18 protein-coding genes are annotated in these 26,675 nt (G+C 68.3%); 8 read left to right on the plus strand and 10 right to left on the minus strand.

Annotated features, from left to right (window positions below; genetic code table 11):
• Positions 1-21: 21 nt before the first annotated feature.
• The 4 genes from IPG50_30555 to IPG50_30570 all read right to left on the minus strand — a co-directional run bounded on the left by IPG50_30555 (position 22) and on the right by IPG50_30570 (position 7,142).
• Complete coding sequence (locus tag IPG50_30555; protein ID MBK6696499.1) at positions 22-3,426, minus strand: hypothetical protein; 3,405 nt, start codon at positions 3,424-3,426, stop codon at positions 22-24.
• Positions 3,427-4,980: 1,554 nt separating this feature from the next.
• Positions 4,981-5,451 carry a hypothetical protein gene (locus IPG50_30560; GenBank protein ID MBK6696500.1) on the minus strand — a complete coding sequence of 157 codons (471 nt, stop codon included), beginning with the start codon at positions 5,449-5,451 and terminating at the stop codon, positions 4,981-4,983.
• On the minus strand, positions 5,384-6,103 hold the full coding sequence (locus IPG50_30565) for a hypothetical protein (GenBank protein MBK6696501.1): 720 nt from the start codon (positions 6,101-6,103) through the stop codon (positions 5,384-5,386). Before IPG50_30565 ends, IPG50_30560 begins: the two co-directional genes overlap by 68 nt.
• Before the next feature lies 1 nt (position 6,104).
• A complete protein-coding gene (locus IPG50_30570; GenBank protein MBK6696502.1) occupies positions 6,105-7,142 on the minus strand; it encodes a hypothetical protein in 1,038 nt (345 codons plus the stop codon).
• Positions 7,143-7,291: 149 nt separating this feature from the next.
• Between IPG50_30570 and IPG50_30575 the strand changes: the two genes are divergently transcribed.
• Both IPG50_30575 and IPG50_30580 read left to right on the plus strand, forming a co-directional pair.
• A complete protein-coding gene (locus IPG50_30575; protein ID MBK6696503.1) occupies positions 7,292-8,170 on the plus strand; it encodes a hypothetical protein in 879 nt (292 codons plus the stop codon).
• Between the two features lie 71 nt (positions 8,171-8,241).
• Positions 8,242-8,682, plus strand: a complete 441-nt coding sequence (locus IPG50_30580) for a hypothetical protein (protein MBK6696504.1) — start codon at positions 8,242-8,244, stop codon at positions 8,680-8,682.
• A gap of 430 nt (positions 8,683-9,112) precedes the next feature.
• Here the strand turns inward: IPG50_30580 and IPG50_30585 are convergent, their stop codons facing one another.
• Together IPG50_30585 and IPG50_30590 are read right to left on the minus strand one after the other, a co-directional pair.
• Entirely contained in the window at positions 9,113-11,695 is a 2,583-nt protein-coding gene (locus IPG50_30585) for a hypothetical protein (GenBank protein MBK6696505.1), read from the minus strand.
• Between the two features lie 148 nt (positions 11,696-11,843).
• Positions 11,844-12,014, minus strand: a complete 171-nt coding sequence (locus tag IPG50_30590; GenBank protein ID MBK6696506.1) for a hypothetical protein — start codon at positions 12,012-12,014, stop codon at positions 11,844-11,846.
• Between the two features lie 224 nt (positions 12,015-12,238).
• Between IPG50_30590 and IPG50_30595 the strand changes: the two genes are divergently transcribed.
• Entirely contained in the window at positions 12,239-12,430 is a 192-nt protein-coding gene (locus IPG50_30595; GenBank protein ID MBK6696507.1) for a hypothetical protein, read from the plus strand.
• Positions 12,431-12,447: 17 nt separating this feature from the next.
• On the opposite strand, the gene IPG50_30600 is transcribed toward IPG50_30595, so the two are convergent.
• On the minus strand, positions 12,448-13,869 hold the full coding sequence (locus tag IPG50_30600) for a hypothetical protein (protein MBK6696508.1): 1,422 nt from the start codon (positions 13,867-13,869) through the stop codon (positions 12,448-12,450).
• Between the two features lie 132 nt (positions 13,870-14,001).
• On the opposite strand from IPG50_30600, the gene IPG50_30605 reads away from it, so the two are divergent.
• Positions 14,002-15,606: a hypothetical protein gene (locus IPG50_30605; protein ID MBK6696509.1), complete on the plus strand. Its 1,605-nt coding sequence runs from the start codon at positions 14,002-14,004 to the stop codon at positions 15,604-15,606.
• 83 nt (positions 15,607-15,689) lie between these two features.
• Here the strand turns inward: IPG50_30605 and IPG50_30610 are convergent, their stop codons facing one another.
• The gene (locus IPG50_30610) at positions 15,690-16,454 is read right to left on the minus strand and encodes a hypothetical protein (protein ID MBK6696510.1); all 765 of its coding nucleotides are present in this window, start codon (positions 16,452-16,454) and stop codon (positions 15,690-15,692) included.
• A gap of 13 nt (positions 16,455-16,467) precedes the next feature.
• On the minus strand, positions 16,468-18,906 hold the full coding sequence (locus IPG50_30615; GenBank protein MBK6696511.1) for a leucine-rich repeat domain-containing protein: 2,439 nt from the start codon (positions 18,904-18,906) through the stop codon (positions 16,468-16,470).
• 135 nt (positions 18,907-19,041) lie between these two features.
• On the opposite strand from IPG50_30615, the gene IPG50_30620 reads away from it, so the two are divergent.
• The 4 genes from IPG50_30620 (at position 19,042) to IPG50_30635 (ending at position 23,275) form a co-directional block, all read left to right on the plus strand.
• The gene (locus tag IPG50_30620; protein ID MBK6696512.1) at positions 19,042-19,443 is read left to right on the plus strand and encodes a winged helix-turn-helix transcriptional regulator; all 402 of its coding nucleotides are present in this window, start codon (positions 19,042-19,044) and stop codon (positions 19,441-19,443) included.
• The gene (locus IPG50_30625) at positions 19,427-20,386 is read left to right on the plus strand and encodes an SRPBCC domain-containing protein (GenBank protein ID MBK6696513.1); all 960 of its coding nucleotides are present in this window, start codon (positions 19,427-19,429) and stop codon (positions 20,384-20,386) included. The genes IPG50_30620 and IPG50_30625 overlap by 17 nt, the downstream gene beginning before the upstream one ends.
• Before the next feature lie 118 nt (positions 20,387-20,504).
• A complete protein-coding gene (locus IPG50_30630; protein MBK6696514.1) occupies positions 20,505-21,200 on the plus strand; it encodes a hypothetical protein in 696 nt (231 codons plus the stop codon).
• A 95-nt stretch (positions 21,201-21,295) separates the two neighbouring features.
• Complete coding sequence (locus tag IPG50_30635) at positions 21,296-23,275, plus strand: hypothetical protein (GenBank protein ID MBK6696515.1); 1,980 nt, start codon at positions 21,296-21,298, stop codon at positions 23,273-23,275.
• A 14-nt stretch (positions 23,276-23,289) separates the two neighbouring features.
• Here the strand turns inward: IPG50_30635 and IPG50_30640 are convergent, their stop codons facing one another.
• A complete protein-coding gene (locus IPG50_30640) occupies positions 23,290-26,415 on the minus strand; it encodes a beta-propeller domain-containing protein (GenBank protein MBK6696516.1) in 3,126 nt (1,041 codons plus the stop codon).
• Between the last annotated feature and the right edge of the window lie 260 nt (positions 26,416-26,675).

Raw genomic sequence — 26,675 nt, forward strand, 5'->3', positions numbered from 1 at the left:
CAGGCCGCAGCCACCACTCGCCTAATGGTCAACACCCTGGACGTCTCCCTGCGTGGTGAACTTGGCGCGTTGTTGGAGGGTCGGAAGCACGGGAGCGCCTCCGTCCGCCAATGGGTCCACCGCCGCGGCTTTCAACGTCGACCACGTGGGTCTATCCTCGTCGTTGCAATTGCCGCCGCACGCCCTCCGGTAAACCGCCCCGATCTGAGTCGGCGTGATCGCGTCAACGCCCGTCGCCGTTCCGACGAAGAAGTTCAACCAATCCCACTCAACGCCCAAGTCAGAGGAGAGCGTCGGGGCGCAGTTCGTCTCCTCCCACTTCAGGCCGTCGCCGCAGTACCGCGCCGCCGGCGGGGACTCGAGTCCGCCGACGCCAAGGGGATCGGCGGCTCGATACGATTGCTTGTAGTACACAAATACCTTGTTGGCCGACAGATCGTTCCACGCGCGTGCCGCGATGAAGTGCGCAAAGCCCTCGTCTTGCGCGTTGTCGGTGAAGCTAACGCCCGATAGACAGTGAAAGGTGGCGGGCGACGCATGGGCGCACGTGCAAAGGGCCGGAAGCGGCGTGTGATCGTAGTAGTCGCGCCCTACGAGGCCGCCCAGGCGTCTCTGCGCGACGTGCCCGATTTCGTGGGCGACGATGAACTTCCAGAGGCTGTGGCCGGGCCCGATGTAGAGAGTGGGGTCGGCTCCACAGCTAATCGACCCAAGCGTATCCACATCTGCGCAATTTCGCTCGGTCAGCACGCGCAGGGGCTTCCCGCCGGCGGGCATGACCGCGGAGTCACCAAAGACTAAGGTTGCGGCCGCCATCGCCCGTGTCAGCGAGTCTTGATACTCCGCGTTGATCCCGACGCTCGAACCGACCTTCGTTCGCACCCCGGTCGAGACAACGAGCGAAGTTCCTCGCTTAATCCCCTTGTAGCTCCCTGCCGGGACCGCCACGGGATAGATGGTAAATGGAGCCGACGTCGTCGTCAGCTTGAGGTCGCCGTAGTTGGCTCGAAGCTCGGCACCATCGAGCCGCTTCAGCTTTGGAATCAGCGACACCACGTAGTCGGTGTTCGACCTGAGGTTCACCACGGAGCAGCCGAGCACCGTGAAGTTGCCGTTCGCCACGAGCGCTCCGTCGGAGCGGCGCGTGATCATGAACGTCGCGTATTGCGCAGCGGTGAGGGTTCTCTCCTTGTTGGCCCCGTAGCTCTCGGAGAAACCCGAGTCGATGAAGACGCCGCGCCAGTTGTTGCAGACCGTGTAGGGCTGCACCGTCCCCGTCTCCGCGCTCGCCACGAAAATGCTGCTCGTGTTCGCCAAGAGGTCCGACAGATCCAAGTCGAGCGGCACCATGCCCGTGACCGTACCGCCATCGCCTCCGTTCGGCGGCAAGGAGGCCATCTCGGTGTAGCTCGTGCCGTTCCACACGCGCCCGGTGTTCGTGAAGGCGGCTTCCGTGGACGTCTTGAGCAGCGCCATCATCGACGCCTGGGTCACCACAAGCTCGCCGGCGGTCAGCGTGAAGTAGTTTCGCGGGTCGAAGTTCGCCGGAACCGCCTTGCGCGTCGAGCCAAAGAGGGTGACCGTGGCGTAGCCGTTGGCGAACTCGTAGTGCATCGGCGGGCTCGGGATGTGCACGACCCCGCTCGGCTGGGTGAGCTCTACACGCACCTCCGCCTGGGCCTGCGTGCCCACGCTTTGCACCGGCAGGTTGCCCGCAGGGAACGTCACTGTGAGCGGCGTCGTGCCAACCGTGTAGGTTCCGATGAGACGCGTCGCCGAGCGTTCGTCGAGGCCGCGACCGGTGAGCTGCACCGTGACGGTCTTGTCGGCGCCCGACGAGTTCGTCAGCCGCACGCTTAGCAGGTCGCTGGCGGAGCGAACGCCCGGTCCCGTGAGCCACTCGACCTTCACGGGGAGCGCGCTCGGCTGCTCCGGATTGAACGGTGACCCCCACGTTTCCGCGCTTCCCGCGCCGGCCGTGAGGACTTCGCCGGTGTTCAACTTCAACGAGCGGTGCCCCTCTTTGGCCAGCGGCAGGTTCTCTTCCGCGCCCCAGGTGTTGGTCACGCTGCCATAGCGGGTGACCGTGTTCAGCGTGGTCGCACCGTTCTTGCCACCGACAAGCAAGAGATCGCCCTCGAGCGCCACCGCCGTGTGGCGCGTGCGAGCGCTCGCCATCGCGGGCAATGTTGGCGTGAAGAACCCGGTGATCGGCGTGTAGAGCTCCGCGGTGGCGAGGTCCCCGGCCGCCCCGGTGCCGCCGGCAGCCACAACCAGATCGAACGACATCCGCGTCAAGCTGTGCCCGTACCGCGCCGTCGCGAGGCTACCCGTCGTGGCCCAGGTGTTGGCCACTGGATCGTAGACTTGCGCGCTCGCGGTCGCCGCCGCGCCGGTCCAGCCGCCGGCGACAAGCACGCGATCGTTGTGAAGTCGTTCGGCCGCGTGAGAGCTTCGGCCCGTCGACATCGCGGCGCGCGCGGTCCACGTGTTGGCCACGGGGTCGTAGGCCTCCGTCGCTGTGAGCGACGTCGGCCAATTCTGACCTCCCGTCACGAACACCTTGCCATCGGCCAGCACCGTTGCAGTATGCAGGATCCTGGACGTGATGAGCGGTGTGCCGTCCACCCAGGTGCCCGTTGCCGGCGTGTAGAGCGAGAGGCGATTCCACGCGCTTCCACTGGTGATCGGCGAGCCGCCACCAATCGCTGCGACGCGGCCGTCGAGGAGCTTGCTCTGGGTGTGCGATTGCCTCTTTGAGAAGCTACCCGTGACGGCCCAGGTGCGGGTCGCCGGATCGTAGAGTTCGTTGCTCGTGAAGTAGTGTGCCGCGCTGAGGCCGCCGCCCGTGACGAGGACGCGGCCGTCGTCGAGCAGGCTCATCGCGTGCTCCTTTCGACCCGAGGCCACCATCGCCGCCGTGTTCACCCACTCGGGGTCCACGAGTACCGGATACGTGACGGGCATATCGGACCAGTCGAGGCGCACGCGACACTCCGTTGCGCCCGGCGCAACGGGCGCGCGACCCCACGGTGGCCGCGCGTCGGTGTCGGCGGCGCAGCCCAAGAGGCTCACGCGCGGCTCGACAAACTTGCCGTCGGCGGTCTCGAGAACCGGTCGCGACATTCTCATTCGCGGGGTGCCCTTCGTCCCCACGAACTCGAGCACGCCATCGACAAGCCGGAGGCCCTCAACGCCGCGGTCCAAGAAGACGTCGTATTCGACCTGCGGCTGCGCGGGCGGGCTGTCGAGAACGAGGAAGTCCTCGGTCCCTTCCTTCGTGACGCGTTGCACGTACGTCGAGGCCTTGCCCGCGAAGGTCGCCGGGTAATAGACCTCGTCGTCGACAAGTGCGCCGGGCGAACTCGCGAGTTCGCGAAGGCGGACGCGAATCGCTACACCATCGCCTTCAACGGCAAACGGCACGGCCGCGAGACTAGGAACGAACGACGAGGTTTGAAGCCGCCCCCCGCCGCCCCCCGCCACAACGCTACTGTCGCTGCGCGTCGACCAGCCGCCGACGACCGGCGCTGCGGCGGTCCTTGGACGTTCGGTCGCCTTGGCAAAGAGCGTCGGAAACGCCACGCGAAGGTGATCACGCGTGGCGCGCGCGGTCGCTGTCTGCTCGCTTGCGGAGAGGTTCCCCGATGAGCCCGATGTAGCCTCGTCGCTTCGGCTCGTGCATCCCGCAGCCAGTGCAATCAACGCCAGCGCAAGCTTCGCCATGTCAGCCCCCCAACACGAGGACATCACGGCGTGCCGATTCGATCCAGCGCCCAGCGCGTCGCTACGCAAGGGAGGAAGGACGACGTGGGCGCAGGTCATCCTTGCGCCTTAGTCGGGTCTGCTCACTACTGGCGAGAGCGGCGGCGAGCGTGAGCGCGCTCACGCAAGGTCTGACGGTAAGCGGCGCGCAAACTCGAGCCCACGGCCACGCAGCGCGAAGTTGACCGTAGCGGTCTCGAGGAAGAAGGAGCTAGGCGAACGGGTCGCGGAGGCTCTTGACGCTGGGGCGGGGCGGACGTTCGAGTTCCCCCGACACGGACCCAAGGCACCGGAGGAAGCTCTCCGGCCATTCGCCTTGCGGCTCGAGGACGAGTCGACGCCCAACCCCACGGGCGAGCGCGGCCGTCTTCCCCTCCGTGCGCGGCGCGCCTGAGGAAGTCGTCCGGCCGGCCGGGCTGCCACCACTCACGAATACCTTTGCGCGCGCCGGCTTCACGCCCGTGAGTATGGCCAGGCGTCGCCACTGTGCAACCCGTCGGCGGCGCTGGAGAAGGGCTCTGCGAACGTGGCGCGATCGGCCGCGTCAGAGCGTTTGATTAGCGCGAGGCGAGTCACGTTGAACGAACCAACCGGCGAGCGCGCAGCGCCCCGGCTGGCTGCATTGCGCCTCCCCGGCTCAATTGGCCAGCCCCGGACAAGTTGTACGCAAAGGTCCCGTCCGCGGGGGGGGGGGGGGGGGGGGGGGGGGGGGGGGGGGGGGGGGGGCGGGGGGGGGGGCCCGCCCGGGGGGCGGGCCGGCGGGGCGACCCCCACCGGGGGCTTCCGGCCCGGGGGGGTCGGGGCGGGGGGGGCTTTTCCCCCCGGGGGCGGGGGGGGGGGGGGGGGGGGGGGGGGGGGGGGGGGGGGGGGGGGGGCGGGGGGGGGGGGGGGGGGGGGGGGGGGGGGGGGGGGGGGGGGGGGGGGGGGGGGGGGGGGGGGGGGGGGGGGGGGGGGGGGGGGGGGGGGGGGGGGGGGGCGGGGGGGGGGGGGCGGGGGGGGGGGGGGGGGGGGGGGGGGGGGGGGGGGGGGGGGGGGGGGGGGGGGGGGGGGGGGGGGGGGGGGGCGGGTGGGGGGGGGGGGGGGGAGGGGCCATCAGGAGCCGCCATGAACCAGCCCCCCCGGCCCCCCCCCCCGGGGGGGGAGAAAAAGAGGCCCCCCCCGGGGGCCCCGCCGACCACAGCGTCGCGCGACGACGTCTTGTGGTGATCGCGCCGATCATCGTCGTGGGACGCCGAGCGTGCGCAACGTCGCGCCGCCCCGAGCCAGGATGGTCAACTGTCCCTTCTCCACGACGAGCCCATAACGTCCGTTTGGTGAGCGCTCCGGCGGCGGCAATGGCAGTTGCGGCGCCTCCTGGTCCTCGACAACCGTTGGTCGACCCTCGAGGGTGACGCGAAAGGAGCGAGGCTCCGTGCCTCGGCCCACGAGGGCGAGGCTCTTGCCGTCGGGCGCGAAGTGAATCTCTCGCAGGGTGGACCACGGGAACTTGTCGCGGTCGTACACAGGCGGCGCTTTCGGAATGCGCAAGTCCACACGTGCGAACGTGTCGATGGCCACGACGATCACGCGATCGTGGCACCAGCAGACAGCGCGCCGCGTTACAGGGTCGACGGCGTCTTCAACAACTGTGTACCCCCCGCGCTCGGGACAAGGCGCGCGAAGGTGGATGCTCTTGGCGGTCTTCACGTCGAAGACGCTGGAGGCCTTCGTCGTTCAAGAACACGGCGCGCTCGCCAACACTCGCCCACGTGGTGCCACCTTCAATGCCGTCGAGCCGCGCCCCCGTTTGCGTGTCGTAGACGCCCCCTATCGCGATGGCGTAGCGCCCCTCGAAGCCGAGGAAGTCGGCGTACGGCACGCCACGGATGGTGGCCCTCTCTGCGTACGCCACGAGGTCAAAGACCAACGTGTTGTCGCGCCCGTCGGCACGCGTCACGAAGACAACCTTGCCGTTCGCGGAGACCTGGAAGAACGCCACGACGTCGACGGGCAATGGCCCTCGCCCGAGGACGTGCACGTGCCGGTCCTTGGTCAGAGCCAGGACGTCGACGCCGCCGGCAACGCGTAGCTGCTCGACGTCGCTCGGCAGTGAACCGATGTGTTCCGAGTTCCCCGTTTCGACGGCGATGCGAAAGAGCTCCTTGCCGGCGGCTGCGACGACGCGTTCATCGTCGAGCCACGCCGCGTGGTCGATGGCACGCCCGTCGAGCTTCGCCGCGGCGGACGTTGGCAAGGGCGCCGCGTCCGACTGAGCCGGTGCGGGAGCGCCTGCCCGCTTGCACGCCGCGAGCGAGGCGAGACAGGCAGCGACGCTGGCCCAGCGGGCGAGCGGTCTCACGCTAGCGCCCTCTCACCATGACGAATCGGTCCAGAATGCCGAGCGCCTTGGCGTACTCGGCGTCGTACTTCGCGCGGTCTGGGCGCGGCGCGTTCTTGTACGCGCGGTACGCGTCTGCGTGGGACTGGAGCTCAGCGTTGGTGGTCGCGCGCGGTGAGCGCTCGAGCAGGCGTTTGGCCCGATCGCACGGCGGAAGAACGCTCTCGCCGCGCAACACGCCGAGCGTGACCAAGAACACCTCGTCGAGATCGCGCTGCATCGCGTCGTCGAGTGCCGCAGGGCAACCCTTGCGGATGACTGCCGTCGCCGCGCGGAGCGGCGCGACGGCGGCGTCGGGCGCTGCCTCTGCCAGCGGGCGGCAGGTCTGGTCGAGGAGCCCTAGAGCCGCGACGCCCATCATCGCGTCGGTCATGTCGCCAACCAGAAATCGGTCTCGTTCAAGGGCCGCGACGTCCGCGCAGAGCGCCATGGCGGTGGCGTCATCGCGCGCCGCGCTCGCTTGTCGGGCAGCGGCGAGCATGAGCTTCTCCAGGCCAAGCCTCGACAGCTCGCACGGACGCGAGGACGCCGCGGCCACGACCGCGACGGCACCGTCGAAAGAGGGCTTCTCCATGTTGACCGCCGGGGCCGAGACGAGCAGCTCGCTCCGGCGCAGCAAGGCAACCACCGGGCGATCGTCCGCGAGACGTTCGCGTGCGCTCTGCACGTACTTGTCCGCGGCGGCGACCACGGCGCGGCACGGCTCGCTCGTCGCAGCGGCGCCGTCGCACGCGCGCTCCCCCTCCCCGCGTGCTTGTTCGCACACGGCGAGGAGCGCTTCGCGCAGGGCGACGTCCGACGGCTTCACGTTCGCGGACGAAGGCCGATGTGGAGGCCTCGACGCGGGCGCCACACAGACGGCCGCCGCGCGGGAGGCGAGCTCACTACGTGCAGCCGGGAGTTCCGGCGGCGGGGGCCTTCGGCACGCCGCGAGCGCCGTCACGAGCGCCGTGACAAGCGCGACCGTGGTACCGCGGGCGAGCGAAGACGAGGAACGCATGCCCCGCATTCGACCACGGGCGACGGACGCGTTCACGGGGATTTCTTGCGCGCGGTGCGCGGGACGGGGCCGCCACGACTGAAGGCCTCGACGACGCAAATTCTGACGTTCCCCGCAACTTCCCGCTGCGGGCGGCCGATGGACACGTCATGCCTTCCCTGGAGCACGAGGTGCTCTTGTCGCTCTTCCAAACGCGCCCGGCGTTGGCCGCGGAGCTCCTTCAGCTCCTCGGGGTGGCGGTGCCCGCGCACCGGACGGTGCGGACAGAGTCAGCGGATCTAACCCAAGTCGCGCCAACGGAATACCGAGCGGATCTCGTCGTGGTGCTCGAACGTGCTGGCCGAGCCGCGCTCGGCATCGTCGTCGAGGTTCAACTCGATCGAGACGTCGCGAAGCGCTACTCGTGGCCCGTGTACGCGGCGACGCTCCGCGCGAGACTTCGCTGTCCCGTCTGCGTCCTCGTAGTTGCGCCCCGGGAGTCGCTCGCAACGTGGTGCCTCAGGCCGGTGCCGCTCGGGCCCGGCTTCACGTTCGTGCCGCTGGTCCTGGGGCCCGCAGCGATTCCGCGCATTACGGGCGAGGACGAGGCGAAGCGGGCGCCCGAGCTGTCGGTGCTGTCGGTCTTGGCGCATGGCCGCGAGCGCGACGGCGTGCGCCTCGGAGAGGTGGCGCTCCTGGCCGTGGCCACGTTGGCCGATGAGACCCAGGTGCTATATTCCGACGTGATTCTGAACGCCGTGACCGCCGCTGCCAAGGTTGCGCTGGAGGAGCTGATGGACATCCGCAAGTACGAGTTCAAGAGCGACTTCGCCAAGAAGCACCAGGCAAAGGGCCGTGAGGAAGGACTCGCCGAGGGACGTCGCGCGCGCATCGCCGATCTGATCGCGGTCCTCGAGGCTCGCGGCCTCGCCGTTTCGCCGGAGGAACAACACACGATCGCAACGTGCACCGACGATGCCGTGCTGACGCGCTGGATTCGCAGAGCCGCCACCGCAGCGTCGGTGCAAGAGGTTCTCGCGGAGGGGTGAGGCGGGGCGAACCGGGCGCGGACCTGCTCCTGGGGTCGGCAAGGGGTTCCGTTCTCGTGTAAGGAAGAGGCGTGCGCGACCCACAGAGCGATGTGCTCACGCTCACGAATGCCGTGCGGGCAGGCGGAGCGCATCACGCCGAGCGCCACTACCTCGACTACAAGATCGGTCGAAGGCGGCTCGCCGATCTCATCAAGACTGGCGATCGCGTGTCTGTGCTCGGCTGGCTGCCCCGGAAGGATGAGCAGGGATACGCGCGCCAACTGCTTTTGCGAGCCCCGCCGGCCTTCGAGTCGGGCCGCGTGCCGCTCTACATATGCCCCGAGTGCGCGGACCTCGGGTGCGGGGCTGTCACGACTCGCGTGACTCGGGAAGGCGAACACGTGATCTGGTCAGACTTTCATCACGAAGCGCCGAACGGCGAAGCCAGCCCCGTCGAAGCGGTCCGTGTGATGCGCGACTTCGTCTTTGCGTGGGAGCCCTACCGTCTCTTGCTGTGGCCGCTCGGCTGAGGGTCCGTGCGGAGCCGCGGGGCGAGGCTTGATGGCTGCCTCGCTATGCGCTTTTCGCAGCCGCGCGCGCCCTGCAAACGCGGCTTCGGCTCTGCAAGCGGCGTGGAGCCCCATGCAACGCTCGAAATGCCCGTGTTGCGCGGCGCGGCTGCTCGCCTAAGCGTTGGTGCGCAATCACGGGCGAGCCCAGCCGCACTGTTGAGCGTCAGTAGCACTGATACATCGCGACACTAAACCTGGCCGCGTCCCGTTCCGGGGAGGGATCGAAACTATTGATGGATTCGACGAAACTCGTGGCACCGCGGCTCGCGTAAGTGTCGATGGTCGAGCCGGGAGTAGTTTGGCAACTGCGGCTGCTGCCCGAGGCCGGCCGGGGCACGAAGCGCATCGCCGCGGAGGTCGGCGTCGCGCGTAGCACCCTGTGTCCCCCCTACTCCGTCTTCTCCTTCGCCCGATTCCCGAGCACCGCATCCAAATCCCAATCCCCCAGCGAGAGGCTCGACGCCTCCGGGCCCGCGCCTGTCACATCGATGGGCGCGAGGGCCTTCCGGAAGCGGTCGCGGGTTGCGTTCTTTTCGTCTTGAACGTTCGAGAGCTCTACCGTGAGGCCAACCTTGAGCCGCTTCGGCGAGACCAGCGAGAGCAGCGGTAGGGCCGCCGCTTGCTCCTTGTACAAGCGAACGTCCGCGTCGGACTTGTCGGCGGCCTTCACCAGCGCGTCGTAGAACGCCGCGATGGCCTTTGAGCGTTCGTGCGCCGGCGACGCCAAGAGCGCGCCCTCGTAGTCACCGGCGGCGGCGCGGTCGGTCGCGAGACGGAGCCCGACGGGCGTGGCCACGAAGCGCTTTCCGGCGAGGCGATCGATGATGCGCGTTTCGGCGTCGGCGAGCTTGCGATACCCAGCCGATCCCTCCACGAACGCGCGCTCCATGCGACCGATGCGCTCTTGGTACTTGCTCTCCACGCGGGCGATGGCCGCCTCGCGCGTGATGCCTCCCTCACCGATGCGCCCGCGTTCCACCACGAGCGCCGCGAGGTAGTCCACGAGCGCCTTTCGGTACTCGGCTCCGGGACGCCGCGTGAGCTCGTCGAGCGCGCCCTCGTCGAACCGCTGGTCGACCGTGAGAGACAGCCCCACGCCATCGACGCTCGCGGCGCCGGGACTGATGTACGTCGACTGCAAGCCGAGCCGCATGTTGCCCGCCGCGAGCACGAGGGCTTTCAGGGAAGCAGGCAAGGCGCTGACGCTCGACGAGAGCGCCTGGTTGCCGCGATCGCGGAGGGCCTTGATGCTCGGGTCGGCGAGCAGCGCGACGTTGCACTCGTCGTCGGGATTGCCAGCCTGGCCCGCTTCGTTGATGGCCGGCGCGCAACGCGAAGACACGGTGCGTTCAAGCTCTCCGCCGGCCGCGTCGAGCGAGGCAACGGCGGCGGCGCCACCGACGCCCCGGAGGACGGCGTCGAGCCCGTCGGTGAAGCGATCGTCGTGCACGTGCGCGTCGCCGAACTGCGTCCGCACGAAGAGGTTCGTGGCGCTGCTCGAGCCCTTCGGGGTGATCGACAGCGCGCCCACGCCGACGCGCGTGTAGCCGTGATCCGTCTGGAAGAGCTTGCGGCTCTTCTGGAGCGTGTCGAAGGAGAGAACCGTGGCGCCTTCCGGCGTCTGGAGCACGAACGTCCCCGTCTTCTTGGCGACGGTGCGATCGTAGATGTCGATCCCCGCGAGCTTGAAGCCGAAGTCGAGCGTCGAAGACGAGGCCTTGCGGACCGCGTCGAAGTCGACGGTGACGGCCGCGTTCGCTTGGCCCAAGTCACGGTTCGCCATCGCCTCCGCGAGCCGAAGGTCGAACTTGAGCGCGTGCGTGAGCGCCGTGGCCACCTGGGCCCGATCGCCGCGGTCCAAGTGGAAGTGGATGCGCGTGAGCCCAACCCGCTCGTTCTCCTTTTCGTAAGAGACCGACGCGCGCGACTGAAAGTGATTCGTGAGGTGGCGCTCGACGCCGCGCTCCACGAAGCGAGCCAGGTTCACGGCCTGACCACCGAGGTTGACGTCGCGCAGGCACGGCTTGCCCTTGCCGTCTTCACCGTTGTCTTCGCCGTCGACCTTGCAGCGCGCCTTGATGCCGAAGCCGTCTTCGACGGCCGCGTGGAGCTTCAGGCTCTTGATGCGGTCAACGCCGACGTCGACGATGACTTCGTCGCCATCGAGACGAATCAGTTGCACGTCGACGCGCCCCTCGATGGCCGCGGCGATGCCGGCGGAAACGGCGATCTGGTAGTTCAAGAGCGGCCCGCCGGCGGCAAAGACCGGAACCCCGAGCCCGAGGTTGGTGGCGAGCTTGCCGCTGCCGCGAAGCGCGAAGGCCTCGCCCGGCAACATCCGACGCACGTCGTCGATGGAGCGAGGCGCCACGAAGCCCCGAAGGGCCTTCGCGGCAGCGAGGGGCGCGCGGACGGCGGCCTCGACGTGCGCATCGTCGCTGGCCATAAGCACGCGCGTCTCGATGGCCGTACCGGCCGTGATGCCCACCGAGGCCGCGCCACCGGCGAGGCCAGGCGTGTTGAAAGACCAGTCGTGGTCGACGCCGAGCTTGAGCGCGAAGCCCGACTCCACGTAATACTTCGCGGCCCCCGAGCGGAGCTGCGCGAGACGAAGCGCGTTGAGCCTCGTGCCAAGCTCGGGCTGTCCGAGATCGCGCTCCAGAAGCGGAACGATCGTGTCGAGGCCGTGAACCTCCACCGAGTCGGGCAGCAGGCGATTCGGCTCCGCCGCCGCCGCGTAGACCTTCGTCTCGTCGAGGCGCGCGCCGGTGGCCTCATCGAAGAGCGTGTTGAACTGATCGGTGGCGAGCTTGCCAGGAACGCCGCTCAGATCCGAGAGGTTGAGATCGGTCGCGTCGGCCCAGAAGACTTTGACCTCGTCCGAGACGGCGTCATCGCTCGTGTCTTCGTCCGTCGAGGCGGAGCAGGCGGCCAACAGCGTGAGGGCGAAGGTAGGGAGCAAGCGGCGCATGATGGCCCCCTCTTTCCATTCTCCGTGCCACCCCGATCCGCGCGCGGGCCCGTCGATATTCTTCCCCCTTCATGGCGCGCTGCGCTCTTGGGGATCCCTGTTTGAGAACGACGGGCCGCGCCGCGCGGGCGCGCCGGGACGGCTCCGCTCAGGGCGCGTTGAGGTCGCCGAGGTTGTAGCCGCTGGTATCGGGCCCCGAGCTCGCGATGCCCTCGAGCGCGTAGGTCGCCGCCAGCTCGAGGAGGAACCGGACAATCATGTTGCCGCCGTTGACGGTTTCGAGATCGGCTTCTTCGAGCTGGACGAGGTTCTGGTTCATGATCAGTTCTCCTGCGTGACGACGAAGCAGAGTCCGTGCCCACGATTCCGGCTTGTTTTTTCCCGAAAATGCGGCGCGATCCTGAAAAATACCGTTGCGCACGGAGTGCATTTTGCACCGGAGGTGCAGCGGCGTTGGTGGGGCGCGTCGCCGTCGCCCCGCGCTTTTCAGGGGGTTGCCGGTGGCGTGTCGCGTGCACCTACGAGAGCCGAAGGAGATCGCGCATGAACAATCGAAACGCTCTCGTCCAACCGTTGGAACCGCTCGACGCAGAGGAGCTCACGGAGGTGAGTGGCGGGCTCCCTATCAGCTTCTTCATGGCGCTCTTTGCGGCGCTGTCGGGACCGCCGGAGCATGGCGCCGGAGGCTCTCCCGGAGACGGCGTCGTCCCCGGCGACGGGGTAGCCGGCCCCTGAGCGAGGACCGTCGCTCCTCACTCGACGCCCTCCAGGACCCAAATTCCTTCTTGGCCGGCCACGAAGAGATGGGCGCCGGGCGCTCCCGGAAGATCGCGAAGCACGAGGAGGTCTTCAGCGTCGGGTACAAATCCTGGTGCGCTCTGTGGGCCGAGTCCCACGGGGCTCCACGCACCGTCGACGCCGCGCCGCACGAAGACGTTGGGTGGCGTCGAGGGCTGCGTCGTCACGTAAACGTTGCCGTTGCTCATCGCGGCGGCCAGCACCGTCTTCCCCGCGGGCCCAGCGCCGGCGTCTTCGGTGGCGGGGTTCATCGCTGGCGCGTAGCGGCCCACGGCGCCGCCGGCGCCGAAGAGCACGATGCCCGGCGCGACGCGATGCGCGTAACCGCCAGGGCTACCCGGGATGCCACTGAGGTCGATCACACCGGCGCCGTTCGGCTCCCACAGTCGCGGCACGTTCCCGGTCAGGAACATCCGCCCGACGTCGTCGTCCGTGAACGCCACGGCGGGCGCACCCGCATCGCCGAAGTCGGTGCCGGAGACTTGCGTCAGGTCGCGCAAGGCCACGCTGACCCCCGTGCTGACGGCGACCCATGGGCCACCGGCTAAGTCCACCGCGTCAACTGCACCGAGCTGTGCGGGCAGGGCAAACGGATCTTGCTCGTCGGTGGCACCACCCCCGTCCAGCGCACCGCTAAGGTCCACCGACCGGAGCTTCGTGCCGTAGGTCCAGTAGAGTCGGGACGGCGTAGCGGCCAACCCGCGGGCACGGCTAGTTCGTCCAACTCTGTCCTCGACGATGGCCAGTCGAAACGACTTCGCACCGCCGTCGCTCAGCGTTGCGTCGCCCGCAGCGTCCACGCCGCCCGCGTCAACGCTGCCGCTGGCGCTGGCCACGTTGCACTGGCCCCCGGGCCGATCGCACGCGTTGGGCTCTTCCGCCGGCGCGCAACGCGGCGGCGCGCAGGGCGACTCAGTGCATGGTACACACGTCTCGTCCTTGCCGCAGACAACGCTGACGCAAGAGCGGGAGAGCAGGATTGGCAGCTCAACGGGCTCATGCTTCGCAAACCGGAGCTTTCGACGGGCGACGATGCAACCCGCGAAGTCGGCCTTTGCGCAGTCGACGCTCGGAATGTCGACGCCGGCCACGGCCGAGACGGTCACGAGCGCGTTCTTGTCGCTTCCGCTAGGCACGAGCACCAAGGTGCCGATGTTCATTGGCGAGGCGCCGTTCTCACAGTTGCGCGTCGACGTAACCGGAGTCGAGTCGCCTGCCGCGCTTCCCTTGTAGATCGACGTGCCCTTGAGGTCGGCGCAGGCCACATCCGTCGTCAGACGAAGGGTGATCTGCGTCGGCGCACGGCACGCCCCCGCAGAGAGCAGGGCAACCGCCAGCGCCCCTGCGAAGCGCGCGCGCCTCCATGGTGACCGCATCGCGACGATCCTACGCTTCCTGAAACGGGGTGGACCAGCAGCACGCGTCGCGCGGGACTGGGCGGCTTGATTTTGTCCGAGGCGAGCCTGGCCGGTTGAGCGCAGAGCCGCGCACGCGCACAATGCAGCGCCATGAGCGTCCTCGTGAACCTCGCGTCATTCAAGAAGGGTTTTCCCAAAGACATGCCACCGCCAGCGAGGCTCTTGGCGTTTGGCAAGTGGCTCGGGAAGGTGCCTCGCGGCGCCCTCGGCTACTTCGACGCGTTGTCGAGCGAGCCGCTCGACGTGACCTACACCGACAACGCCGCGGCCACCGACGTGCTCCGACGTTCCCTCGGCATCTTCCTCACGCTCTGTGACGGCTCGCGTCTCGCGCTTTGGAACCACGGGGGCAAGGGCCCCGCGGTCGTGCTCCTGGGCTCGGAAGGTGAGCTCAAGAACGTCGCGCCAGATTTCGACTCGTTCTTGCTCGCGTGGAGCCGCGGCAAGTGCGGCATAGGCGATCTCGACGAGGAGCACGATGACGTCGAGTCGGCCCGACCCGCCCTCGCCAAGTGGCTCGCCGCCGAGGGCGCCAAGAGGTCCAGCGCGACGGCGCCGTCGTTCAAGTCGTGGTTCAAGAAGACCGTCGATGACGCGTCGCCCGCGGCGAGAAAGAAGAAGCTCGCGAGCGCCGCCAGCGCCGCGCTCGCCAAAGCGGAGCGCGTCCGCGTGGACCTCGCTTCCGTGAGAGCGCAAGCGCCCAAGGGATTCGCCTTCCCTCCGCGCTTCGAGCCGTTCGCGAAGTGGTTGGCCAAGGCGCCGGAAGGCGGGCTCACGGAAAACGAGCTCTCTCTCTTCGGCTACCGCCATTCCATGACGGGCGACGACGCCGTCGACGCAGAGCTCCGAAAGGTGCTCGTGCTCTTCATGGCCGCGCGCGACCTCGTGGACGACGTCACGACCGAGGTGGGACTCTGGAAGCACAGCGGCGCCACGCCGTCGGTGATCGCCCGCGTCGACGAGTCGACGTGGCGCAACGTCGCACCGGATCTCGACACGTTCCTCCTCGCATGGGCGAGCGGCGAGACGGGGATCGCGGAACTAGGCGGCGGCGACGAGGGCACGCTCGCGTCGTTCCGCGACTGGCTCGTCAAAGGACGCGCGAAGCCCTCCACGGCAAGGGCGCCGGACATCGCGGCATGGGTCGCGAAAGTCCGGGCCGAGGCCAAGAGGCCGCCATCCAAGAAGGTCGGCGCCGTTGGCAAGCCCCCCGCCGACATGGCCGAGCGGACGATGGCGCTGCTCGGTCAACCCAAGGACGCCCCGGCCGTTGTGGCCTTCGCAAACGAGCTCGGCATCGACCTCGCCGCGCTCACCGACGACAGCGAGTTGAACCGACTCTTCGTCGCGAAACACGGCTACTCGTTCGCCTTCCCGATGCCAGAAGACGACAAGGCACCGCGTGTTCGCACCTTTGCGAGCGTTCGGTTTCATCGCGCCAAGAACCGCTGGTGGAGTTACGCGCTCGGCCGCGACGTCTCGTTCTCCGAGTTCGCCGGCGCCTTACCTCGTGGGCTCGCGTTCACGCAATCCCGCGGCGACGTCATCAATTTGCTCGGCAAACCGACGAAAGAAGACGACGACGACCTCGAGTGGACCGACAAGAAGACGGGCGTCACGCTCGTGGTCGAGTTCGCCTCGCAGTGGGACAAGATCCCCGCGGGCGAGATGAAGTGCGTGGTGTTGCGCAGGTAGACGGGGTCACGAGCACCCCCGAAGGCTCGCGCCAGCGACGCCAGCTCGCCGACCTTCGGGGCGACGCACACGACGCCGAGGCGCTATTGGTCGCCGTCCATCAAGAGCACGAGATCGTTTGCCGAGGGCAGAACGGCGAGCCCCGTGGGCTCCAGCGTCGCGGCGCGAGCCGACACCACCCACGCCCGAAGCCGGTCGAGCCCCAGCCATAGCTCCTCCCGGCAGCTCGCGGCCCACTCTGCGGAGACCGGGTCGGCGAGGCACTCGTCCGGCAGCGCATCGACCGTTGCCCGCGATAGCCCCCCAAGCTCCGCCTCAAGCTCGCCGAGCATCGAGGCGCCAACGACCGTCCACACCGGCCAGGGCCACCTTCCGCGCTCGGGAGCTTGGCCACTGGCCCAGGGGAAGTCGAGGTTCGGCTGAGCCCATGTCGCGGCGAGTTTCGTTAGACCGCACGCTTCGAGCACCGGGTTCCATCGCCCGTGGGTGTCGTTGGGGAGGTCATACGTGACCTGCAAGACGATTTGGTCCGTCGGCTCACGCCACTCAGTTTCGTAGGCCACGGCGAGCGGCTCGCCCAGGTGATTGAGGCAGAGCTCGGTCACGCGGGCGTAGTCGGCGGCGCGCTCCTTCGCTGGCACGCCTCGAAAGATGTCCTCCAAGGCCTGCGTTGCCTTGGCAGCGCCATCGGCCTGGTGGCCACGACCGAGGCTCGCAAGCACGTCGTCGAGGCACTTTGCGTTCGCCTCGCTGCGGAGGACTTCGGCGGCGGTGGGCGCGCCTGTGCCGATGAGACCCGCGAGCTTGGCGACACTGAGCTTCCACCCCCGCACGAACCTTTCGGACATGGTCCTAACCTCCTCAGTCGACGTTCACGTCGGGCCGCTCTTTGGCGAAGGCTTCTAGCTCCGCCGCGCTGAAAGAGCCTCGGCTGTAGACCGCGTTGAGCTGCCGCAGGCCCGCGAGCTTCATCAGCCCTGCGAGCCCCGGAAGCCCCCAGCAGTGGACCTCTGTGAGGCGCGTGCAGCCGGCGAGCGGGCTGAGGTCCGTGATCTTCGACGCGCTGCAATCGACATACGCGAGGCGGGCGTGTTTCGAAAGCGGCGCGAGGCTCGCGATGGGCGCCCCGCTAAAGGTTACGTGCCGAAGCGCCCCGACGGTCGCGAGTGGTTCAAGCGATGCCACCTTGGTGTCGTCGAGCGTCAGATGTTCGAGGCTGACGAGTCCTTCGACCCCGTCGAGTGAAGCCAGGCGCGAGCCTGAAAGCCCAAGTTCGATGAGGCGCGTGAGCCTCCGGAGGCACGCCATGATCTCGACGCGTGTGCCTGCCGCACGAATACGCCTTAGCCGCGCGAGCTCGGCGAGCGGCGCGAGGTCGGCGACGGGATTTCGCGAAACGTCCAAGAACTCGAGCTGCGCGAACGTCGCGAGCTCGGCGATCGACTCGATGCCGGAGTCGCTCATCGAGAGGAAGTCCTCGACGTGAAGCTTCCCGAGCTGCTCGTCGACGGAATCGGTCCCCATGCGATCGCTGCGAATGGCGTCGCGCAACTTTGGGTTCTTCGCGAAGGTCTTCCACCAGGCGCGATCGGCGTCGGTCGTCTCGGGCGGCGGCCAGCGCTTGTATCCGTCGATGTCGATCTCCACGTCGGGCCGCGCTTCGAGGAACGCTCGGGCGTCCTTGTCGGGCACCTTCCAGCTGACGCCGTCGAGCTCGCGCAGCCGCGTGAGCGGCACGAGCGCCGAGAGCCCGGTGGCGATCTTGGCTGTGAGAAACTCCACCTTCTCGAGCACCGTGCAGCCACCGAGGGGCGTGAGGTCGACGACCGCCGTGTCGCGAATCGCGAGCTCCTCCAGCTCGACGTGTTTCGAAAGCGGCGCCAGCTCCACGACCTTGTTGTTCGAAACTTGCAACTCGCGAAGGCGCGGGACCTTGGCGAGCGGGCCGATGTCGGTGAGCCGGTTTTTGTTGATCTGCAGATGTTCGAGGTTGGGGGCTCGCTCGATGCCCGCAAGAGAGGTGAGCTTGCCCTCGTCCAGGCTTAGGTACTCGAGCTTCGGCAGCGCCGGCAGCGTCGAGAGGTCTTCTGCGGCGCTCTTGTCGGCGCTCAGGTGGTCGAGTCGCGTGAACGCGGCGAGGAACGAGAAGTCCGAGACCTTCGCCTCGTCGAGGTCGAGGCTCGTGGAGCGCACGAGGGTGGCGAGATCTTGGTCGCTGGGCTTCGCCTCGAGCCCGGCGCCGTTGGCGAGCGCCTCGCGCACCGACTTTGGCAGCGCCGTCCATAGAGCGCGGTTCTTTTCGACCTCGCCCGGCGTGGGCGTTCGCACGCGGGTCAACCACACGGCGATGGACCGCGCGACCTCGGCGCTCGGTCCACCTTCGGCCACGAGCTCGCCCAGACCTTCTTTGGCCTCGGCGATGTACTTGAGGTGCTTGCCGGCGAGCTTGTCGTGAATCTCGTGGTAGGCGCGCATCGCGCGCGTCACGTCTCCGGTGCGCAAGTAGCCGCGCCCGGCGTAGTTGCGAGCCCAGAACCATTCGTACGGATCGCGGCCCACGATGGCGCGGGCGCGTAGATCCTCGGCGACCTCGATGGCCTTGGCGAAGTCCTTCTTGTCCTCGTAGAGGCTCGCGAGGTTCAACGTGGCGCTGTCTTCGCCCAGTTCTTTCGAGCGCTCAAAGGCCGCGGCAGCTTTGCCGTCTTCTTTGACCTCTCGATACGCGAGGCCGAGCTGGTTGTAGGCCCGCGCGACGTCGTCGGCGGCGTTGTCGCCGTACTTCACGCGCGGCAACCCAACGAGTGCCGGCTCGAGCAGGGCGACGACCTCCTTGTTCTTCTCCTTTTCGAGGAGCGCTTCGGCCTTCTCGACGGCCTTCTCGAGTTTGTCGAAGGGAGACTTTTCGCCCTTCTTGAGCAGCTGCTTCAAGAACGCCTCGAGGGACGGGGCGAACGGGTGATACCCCGCCTCGTGCTCGAAGAAATAGACCGGAAATCCCGCCGCCGTTGGATCGACGGCGAAGCACTCCGTGTCGCCCCGGCGGAGCGTGGCGAGGGGAACGAACGTTGCCGTTTCCGGCAAGCTGTCACCGTAGGAGTCCATGAGGTCCCACGCGCCGTGCGGGTCGAACGCGACCGCTAGCTTGTCCGTCGCCGAGCGGTACGGGAGCCCGTACGCGCTGCAGCCCTCGTACTGCGGGAGCGTCGACGTGAATTGCTCGCGAAGTTTGTCAGGAACGCGCGGAGCGACCTCGCTCGGGAAAAGCTCTCGGTCCTTGGTGGCCTTTTTCTTCGCTGCCATCGGTTTCCTCCGTCGCCTGGTGCCACGGCGCGAAGCAATCATCGAGCCGACGGGGCCTTGGGGGGCGCAACAGTTCACTTGCAGGTTATCTAACCATTCGGTAAACAATGAGCCGTGCTCGCGAGCGACCTTTCGATGGTTTTTTCGGCCCTAGCCGACCCGACCCGGAGGGCCATCCTCGCGCGCTTGTCGAACGGCGAAGCGCCGGTGAAGGAGCTCGCCGCGCCCTTCGCGCTGTCGGGCCCGGCGGTCACCAAGCACCTCAAGGTGCTCGAACGCGCCGGACTCATCTCGCGCAGCCGCGACGGACGCGAGCGCCCGTGCCGCCTCGAAGCGAAGGCGCTCGAGCCCGCGGCGGATTGGATCGAGCGATACCGCGCGATGTGGGAAGACCAACTCGACCGCCTCGATGCGCACCTCAAGAGCGTCATGAAAGAGGCCTCGGCGCTTGCCCCCGAGACCGCGACCAAGAAGACCAACCGCGCGAAAGCGAAGACCTCGAAGACAAAGGGACGGCGCCATGGGTTCAGGAAATAGCTCGAACGAAATTCGGCTCACGCGCGTCTACGACGCTCCCGTGCGCGTGGTGTGGGAGGCGTGGACGGTGCTCGAGCAAGTCGAGAAGTGGTGGGGCCCACGCGGCTTCACGCTCACCACGCACAAGAAGGACCTCCGCCCCGGCGGCACGTGGCGCTACACGATGCACGGCCCCGACGGCGTCGACTACCCGAACATCGCAACGTACTTCGTGGTCGAGCCGTACAAGAGGCTCGTCTACGACCACGGTGCCACCGACACGACGCCGCCGCTCTTCCGCGTGAACGTCACGTTCAACGAGGCGAACGGCAAGACGACGATGGAGATGTGCATGACGCTGGCGACGCCGGAGGCCGCGCGCGAAACCGCGAGGTTCATCAAGAAGGCCGGCGGCAACGCGACGTGGGACCGGCTCGCGGAACATCTCCAAGAGGGCACGACGGGAAAGGCGACTTTTGTCATCAACCGCACCTTCGAGGCGCCCATCGCTCGCGTCTTCGAGATGTGGACGAACCCCGAGCACCTCGCGAAGTGGCTCCCGCCAACGGGGAGCACGATGCGCTTCCTTCGCCCGGAGATCGCCGTGGGCAAGAGCGCGCTCTTCGCCATCACGGGCGCGCACGGCACGATGCACGTGCGCGCCGAGTACCTCGCGATCGAGCCGCCGCGGCGCGTCGTGTACGTGCAGCAGTTCGTCAATGAGCGCGAGGAGCCTGCACCCGCGCCCGGCGCGGACTGTTGGCCGGCGATGCTGCTCACCACGGTGCTCCTGACGGAAGAGGCGGCGGACCGCACGCGCGTGACCGTGACGACGGAGCCGCATGGCGAAGCGACGGCCGCGGAGGTCGAGGCTTTCGTGCAGGAGCGGTCGGGGATGACGCTCGGCTGGACCGGCTCCTTCGACGCGCTCGAGGTTTTGCTCGGACCGCACGAGCCCGCGTAACGGGGCCTCGGCCTGCGCCGCACTGTGCCGCCGAGGGCAGGAAATTCAGGGCGAGATCAGGAGGGCGCGCTCGCTCGCGGCGTTTTCGTTGCGGCACGCGGGTTGCTGCGTCGGGGTCATGAAGCACCTGACGACCTGCATCGTTGCCCTCCTGCTGCTCCCCGGATGCAACGGCGACCTCGACGCGACCGAGCTGCCCGAGACGGCACCGTGTGTTGCCTCTCCAGCATCGCTCGACCGCTACGCGGGACTCACTCCCGCGTCGGGCGTCGATGGGATCGCATTCTTCTACGCCGACGAACCGCAGGGCCTCAACCGGCCGGAGGTCGTGACACTGGGCGCCGCTGGCAAGCCGTGCAGCGGAGCCCGGGATCGGGACGCCTGCCAGCGAGAGGTGACGGAGCGCTCCCTCCAAGCGACGTCGGGCTGGAACCCGCCCGACTCGGGCGCCTTTCGTCACGACCGTGATTTCGGGTTCGTCACACGTGGCGACGCCGTCGTCCCCATCGCGACCCTCGAGGAACTCCGCGTGGCGGTCGCGCCGCTCGAGACGGTCGAGGAGGCCGTCGCGTGGTTCCAGGTCAACCGCGGCCCCCTTCGATGTGGAGACCGAAACCTCGAGTCGGCCTCCGACGGCTGGGTGTTTCGCGTTGAGTCGACGGGCTGCGGCCACCGCGAGCACTTCTTCAAGCTGACCCGCGACGGCGCCATCACGCTGACGCGTGAGCGAGCCCTAGAGGCGAAGCCGGCTCCGTGTCCGCTCGTGCTCCGGCAGCGCTCGGCGCGGACGATTCGCCTGCGTGAATTGGCGTGACGCTCCGCTGAGGCTAGAAGACTTCGTTCGCGCGCTATTTCAAGCCAATCGTCGCCCTTCGGGAACTCGCGCGCCGCGGCGTGTGTCGCTCGGCCATGCGCCTCGTGTCGTCGGCGATCCTGATCGGGGCGGTCTTGGTGTCGGTGCCGGTGCGGGGCGATTCGCTGGAAGGCACACGTTTCGAGCTTCGCGAGAGGGCCCACCGCGCCACCGTGACGGTCGACCGCGGCTTCGCGCGCATCGTCGTCCAACGTACGATTCAGAACGACGGCGCCCGCAGCGATCAGGCGACGTATTGGCTCGGCGTCCCGGCGGGGGGCGTGGCGACCGGTCTCCGCACCCTCGGAGCGTCGTCCAGCGGCGCGCCGATGTGGTTCAACGGTGAGCTGATGGAGGCCGAGGCGGCCGCTGCAAAGTACAAGGAGCTGACCGGGCTCGGCGGCTTCACCCCGAAGGATCCGGCGCTCCTCTCGTGGCGCTCGCAGAGTCTGCTCGCGCTGCAGGTGTTTCCCGTGCTCCCGAAGAGCGAGAAGGTCGTCGAGTACACGATGCTCGTTCCGACGCGGTACGAATCCGGCTTCCACGGCTTCACGGTGCCGGGGCCGTCCGGCGATGCGGCAGCGACGGCGACGGCGACGGCGGCCGTGTTCGTGCGCGCCGCACGCCCGGGCGATCGCGTGTTCGTCAACGGGGTGCCGGCTTCGGAGGCTCCTGTTCGACTCGACGCCGACCTCACGGTCAAGCTGAAGCCCGGAGCCGGTCGCCCGCTCGAAGGGAGCCTCGCATCGTTCACGATGGCGAAGGACCGCGTGATGACCCACGCGCGCGTGCATGTCGCGGCGCGCATTTCCGAGGTACCGGACGGCGCGGCAGTCGTGGTCGTGTTGGACGCGTCACGATCCGCGAGAGCGACCATCGCGAGCGAGGCCGCGCTCGTGCGCGCGTACCTGTCCCACTTCAAGAACGCCTCGGTCGACGTCCTCACCTTCGATCGCGCGGTCCACCGGCTGACGCCGCGCCCCGTGCCGACGGCTGCAGCGATCGCGCTTCTCTACGCGGCCATTCCCGTCGCCAACGGCAGCCGCGTCGACGACGCGCTCGCCGAGGCGGACGCGCTCCTCTCGGCGCGACCGGAGCGGGTCAAGCGCCTCCTCCTCGTCTCTGATCTTCGAACGCGCACAGCGCTCGACGTGACGCGCCTCGCCCTCACCAAGCGCAAGAGCGACGCCATCGTCCACGTCGCAACCGTCAGCGACGGTAGGCCGGCGCTGTCGCGCGATGACGACTCCACGTGGGCGCGCCTCCCGCAGGCGACCGGCGGTGTCTATTGGCAGGCGTCCCACCCGGATCGCGTCGACGCGGCGTCGCGCGCGGCCATGGAGGCGCTCGCGCGTCCGGTCACTATCGACGGCGTCGCGATTTCCGGCCTGGAGACGCCGCTCGCACCCCTGACGGACGGCGCCCTGCACGAAGGGCAGGGCCTGGAAGCTTGGTCCGTCGACGCCCTCGAGGCGAAGGAGCTCACCATCGACGGCATGCTCTGGTCGACACCAACGCGATTTCGGATCGGTGCTGAGCCGGCGGAGGTGCGGCGCTCGGCGGCGCTCGCGTTCGGCTCGTCGCTCCTGGGTGAGCTCCGCCCGGCAGAGATGACGGCGTTGGCGTTCAAAGGGGGCGCCGTCTCACCGGTGACGAGCTACCTGGCGATCGAGCCCGGCGTCCGGCCGTCGACCGATGGCCTCGAGGAGAGTGGTGCGGGCGAAGGCTTCCGCACGAAGAGCCCGTCGATCCGGATGGGCGCGACGTCGGTTCACCGTCGTGCGGACGTCGATCACGAAGCCCTCCTCAAGACGCTCCTCGCGCCGCTCGCCAAGTCCTGTGGCGCGCGCGGCGGCATGCACGTGACCCTCGAGACGACGTCGGTGGAGATCGTCGACGTCACGCGCATCGTGCACACGCCAGCGCGAGACGTGGCTGTGGAGGCGTGTTTGCGGGAAGCGGTGTGGAAGCTTGACCTACCCGAGGCGTTCGACGTCGAATCGATGACCTACGAGGTCGACGTCACGCCGGCGTAGGCCTGCGTGACTCATCAGTACGTGACCGACTGCAGGCCCCATTCGCCGAGCGAGCAAACGGCCTGCGTGTCGGTCATCAGCACGTGGGACGTGTAGCCGTAGCCGCGGAGCGTGATGGCGCCGGCGACCGTCGGCTCCTTCGTCTTGGTGTCGTAGATCGTCAGGCCCGAATCCGTGTACATCGCAACCTTCGAGCCGCGCGCCGCCACGGGCCACCGCGTGTCGCCGTCGAGCGAGCTTACGATGGCGAGGGCGCCGTCGCGGATGCCCCCGATGGCCCACAGGCCCCCCGGCTCACGGAGCGTGGGGACACACGGCGAGCCGCCCGTGCTGCTGGTGCACGTCGAGTAGTCATACGAAGCGGAGCGCGCGACGTACAGCCGATCCTCCGCCGCCGTGACGCCGGAGAAGTTTTGCGCGGCCGGCGTGAGCGTGCTGCGCAGGGTGACCGAGGCTGCCGAGACGTCCGAGAGCGCGAAAGTCCGCGTTACGGTCACGCAAGCCTTCCCCTCGTAGTCGAAGAAGGCGCGCGAGCCCGGCCATTGGCAATCCGCGTAGTCCTTCGCTGGGACGTGAGAGACCGAGTAGTCGGTGGTGAGAAGGCGACCCGTGAGCTCGTCCACCGAGACGAGCGAGCCCGGCACATTGGGGGACGAGAGCCGCTGCGGCACGGCGTCGCCGAGGCGCACCCGGTCGACGTAGAAGCGCACCTTGCCCGGCGTCTTCGTCGACGGCAGCCAGCGCGATGTCATCGCCACACCGTTCGACACCACGAGCGGCGACGAGCCAAGGCTCTCGCCGAGGTCGATGGCCGCGAGCGCCGTCGGCGCCGTGGCGTCGGCGACGTCGACGACGTGGAGCCGGCGGTTCACCTTGAGAGACTGCGTCGCGCCCGTGGTGGGCCGCGGCGAGATCGGCGTCCACTCGTTCTGCACCTCGAGGTACGCGAGCCGCGTCCCATCGAGCACGACGGCGTCACCACCGGCCGTCAACTGCCCGCCGTAATATGAGTAGTACCCGTAACCGTCCCAGAAGCCGTAGCTGCCGTAGCCGTTCTTGCTGGTCTGGAGCGCCAACGTGGTCGTGCCGGTGAGCTTCGGGGCCGCTGGGTTCGACGCGTCGAGCGTCGCCACGATGAGCGTGGCCGACTGCTTGCTCCCCCCCGTCGAGCTGTAGTCGTAGGTGTAGACCGGCACCGTGAGCACGACCGTGCTGCCGCTGGCGAACAGGCGGGCCTGGTACCAGCTCGTCCACACGGAGCGGTTGCCGCCGCAGTAGCCCTGCGTCTTGGGCGCAAGTGCCTCGAGAGAGACGCGCCCCGTCGTTTGGGCGTCGTCGGCGTTGTCTTTTGGCGTGAGCGCCAGCGAGACGGCGCCGGTCCACCAGTCGTTCGTCACGGTCGCCACGTGCGAGCCGACCTCAACGGACCGATACGACGGGTTCGAGAGGTCGATCTCGTGCTTCTTCACGGGCTGGTCACGCGCCGTGATGTCGAAGCTCGTCACCGTGCGATCGCTCATCGCGAGGAGGCGACCGCCGTGGATGAGGGCACGCCGCGGCATGCCGTATTGGGGCGCGAGGCCCCGCAGCGCGAGCCCGTCGCGCGAGTAGTCGATGAGCTGAATCCCGCTCTCCGGCTGACTGCACGTCGAACCGATCCATGAGCCGTAGCTCGCAAAGGGAACGAGAATGAGCCCCTCTTCGTCGACGACGCGCACCGCCTTGTGGACGCGGTCTTGATCCTCCGGGAGCTGGCTCCAGCCCGAGCCGAAGGTGACGCGCTTCAGCATCGTGGGCTTGTCGAGCTTCGACACGTCGAAGAGCGACACGGCGAGCGGCGAGTCGCGCCCCGGCCCGTCGTAGCCGAAGCCCACAAGCCGATCGCCGCGCGGCTCCATGTGGAAGATCCACCCGGGCATGGAAAGCTCCCCGGCTTGCTTTGGTGCCGCCGGATTCGACAGGTCGATGGTGAAGAGCGGGTCGGTCCGCTCGGAGGTGATGGCGTAGCCGCGCTCGCCGTCGAAGCGCACGCTTTGGAGCATCTCCGGCTTCGGAAGCACGAGCTCCGTCCATCCGAGCGGCGTCACGCTGCTCGCGCTCGCGACGGTGAAGGTCTGGACCTTCGGGTTGATGGCGGTGCCGCCGGCGCCGTTTTGGAACTGGCTCACGACGCGCAAGACCCCGGCGTGCTCGTCCATCTGCCAGCGACTGTTGATCTGGCCTGCGACCGCCACGTCGGCGCCCTTCACGAGCTTGCCGCCGGCGTCGGAGATGTCGACGACCTGAATCACCGAACCGCTCTGGCCCTGGCCGTTCCAAGTGTATTCGGGGCCAGCGATGTACATGCGCTGGTTCGTCGCGCTCACGCTGCGACGCCACGTGTACGTGTTGCCCGGGAAGGCGAGGGAAGCGACCCTCGTGACCTGGGGCCCGGCCACGTTGAAGCTCGAGACGATGGTCGCCGGCTGCTGCTGGCAGCTCCAGCAGTAGCCGTTCTCGTGGGTGACGAGGTAGAGCACGTCGCCGACGAGGCGCGAGTCGGCGATGCTGCCGGGCACGTCGTATTGGGTCACTTCGACGATGGCCGCCGGGTTCGTCACGTCGAGGACGCTGACGGCGCTGGTCTGGATCCACTGCCCAACCATGGCCGCGCCCGCGCCGCCCGAGGAGCGGACGTATCGGCTCGATTCGTTGAGCATGAGGTGGACCTTCCCACCGCGGACGTACATCTCGAACGGCGTGCCTTCGGTGCGCTTGCGCCCCACGACTCGCAGCGCGTCCGGATTCGATACGTCGACGATGGAAAGGCCGCCGTAGCGCGAGAGCGCGTAGAGGTGCGTGCCCTCAACCTTGATGATGTCGGCCTCTTCGATGGCGCGGCTCGCGTCCTTGGAGGCGCTCTCGCTTGCGGCTGCCCCGGGTGCCGTCGCCATGCTCGCGCTGGCATCTGCGCTGTCGGCGCCACCGCTGGCCCGCGCTTGGCTCCGGCCCGTGGGGTCGTCAGACTCGAAGCCGTTGTCCATGAGCTGGCCGGGCTCGCCCGGGTGAGAGGCGCCACCTTGCCCGCTGCAGCCGGACAGCGCACCGGCAAAGCTAACCGCGACCGATGTGAGGATCGTGAGGACACGAGCGGAGTGCATGGGCCTGCCGCTGCGAAGGCGATGCCAGAGCGAGATCGTGGCGTCCCGTGGACTTAGCCACGCGGCCCCGTGTGCCGCCGTGTGCCAGGCGAGACTTTGGCGGCGCGCACGAAGTCCGTCAGCGCGAGCGCCGGTGTGGAGCGTTTGGACGTGACGATTTCCATCCGCCGATCCCCGGATCCCGTCGGGCACATGGCGGCACCCCCTTTGGGGGATTCGTGTGGAGACCCGCGCACGTCGCCTTGGTCCGAGCATTGCGG

The organism is Myxococcales bacterium, assembly GCA_016703425.1.
Taxonomy (GTDB): Bacteria; Myxococcota_A; Polyangia; order Polyangiales; family Polyangiaceae; genus JADJCA01.

Bases quoted from the DNA above. Each gene is read 5' to 3' on its own strand.
- IPG50_30625 (MBK6696513.1), top strand. From the start codon at position 19,427: ATGGGTTCAGGAAATAGCTCGAACGAAATTCGGCTCACGCGCGTCTAC.
- IPG50_30585 (MBK6696505.1), bottom strand. From the start codon at position 11,695: ATGCGCCGCTTGCTCCCTACCTTCGCCCTCACGCTGTTGGCCGCCTGC.
- IPG50_30570 (MBK6696502.1), bottom strand. From the start codon at position 7,142: ATGCGTTCCTCGTCTTCGCTCGCCCGCGGTACCACGGTCGCGCTTGTC.
- IPG50_30600 (MBK6696508.1), bottom strand. From the start codon at position 13,869: ATGCGGTCACCATGGAGGCGCGCGCGCTTCGCAGGGGCGCTGGCGGTT.
- IPG50_30635 (MBK6696515.1), top strand. From the start codon at position 21,296: ATGCGCCTCGTGTCGTCGGCGATCCTGATCGGGGCGGTCTTGGTGTCG.
- IPG50_30610 (MBK6696510.1), bottom strand. From the start codon at position 16,454: ATGTCCGAAAGGTTCGTGCGGGGGTGGAAGCTCAGTGTCGCCAAGCTC.
- IPG50_30640 (MBK6696516.1), bottom strand. From the start codon at position 26,415: ATGCACTCCGCTCGTGTCCTCACGATCCTCACATCGGTCGCGGTTAGC.
- IPG50_30590 (MBK6696506.1), bottom strand. From the start codon at position 12,014: ATGAACCAGAACCTCGTCCAGCTCGAAGAAGCCGATCTCGAAACCGTC.
- IPG50_30595 (MBK6696507.1), top strand. From the start codon at position 12,239: ATGAACAATCGAAACGCTCTCGTCCAACCGTTGGAACCGCTCGACGCA.
- IPG50_30575 (MBK6696503.1), top strand. From the start codon at position 7,292: ATGCCTTCCCTGGAGCACGAGGTGCTCTTGTCGCTCTTCCAAACGCGC.
- IPG50_30615 (MBK6696511.1), bottom strand. From the start codon at position 18,906: ATGGCAGCGAAGAAAAAGGCCACCAAGGACCGAGAGCTTTTCCCGAGC.
- IPG50_30620 (MBK6696512.1), top strand. From the start codon at position 19,042: ATGGTTTTTTCGGCCCTAGCCGACCCGACCCGGAGGGCCATCCTCGCG.
- IPG50_30630 (MBK6696514.1), top strand. From the start codon at position 20,505: ATGAAGCACCTGACGACCTGCATCGTTGCCCTCCTGCTGCTCCCCGGA.
- IPG50_30605 (MBK6696509.1), top strand. From the start codon at position 14,002: ATGAGCGTCCTCGTGAACCTCGCGTCATTCAAGAAGGGTTTTCCCAAA.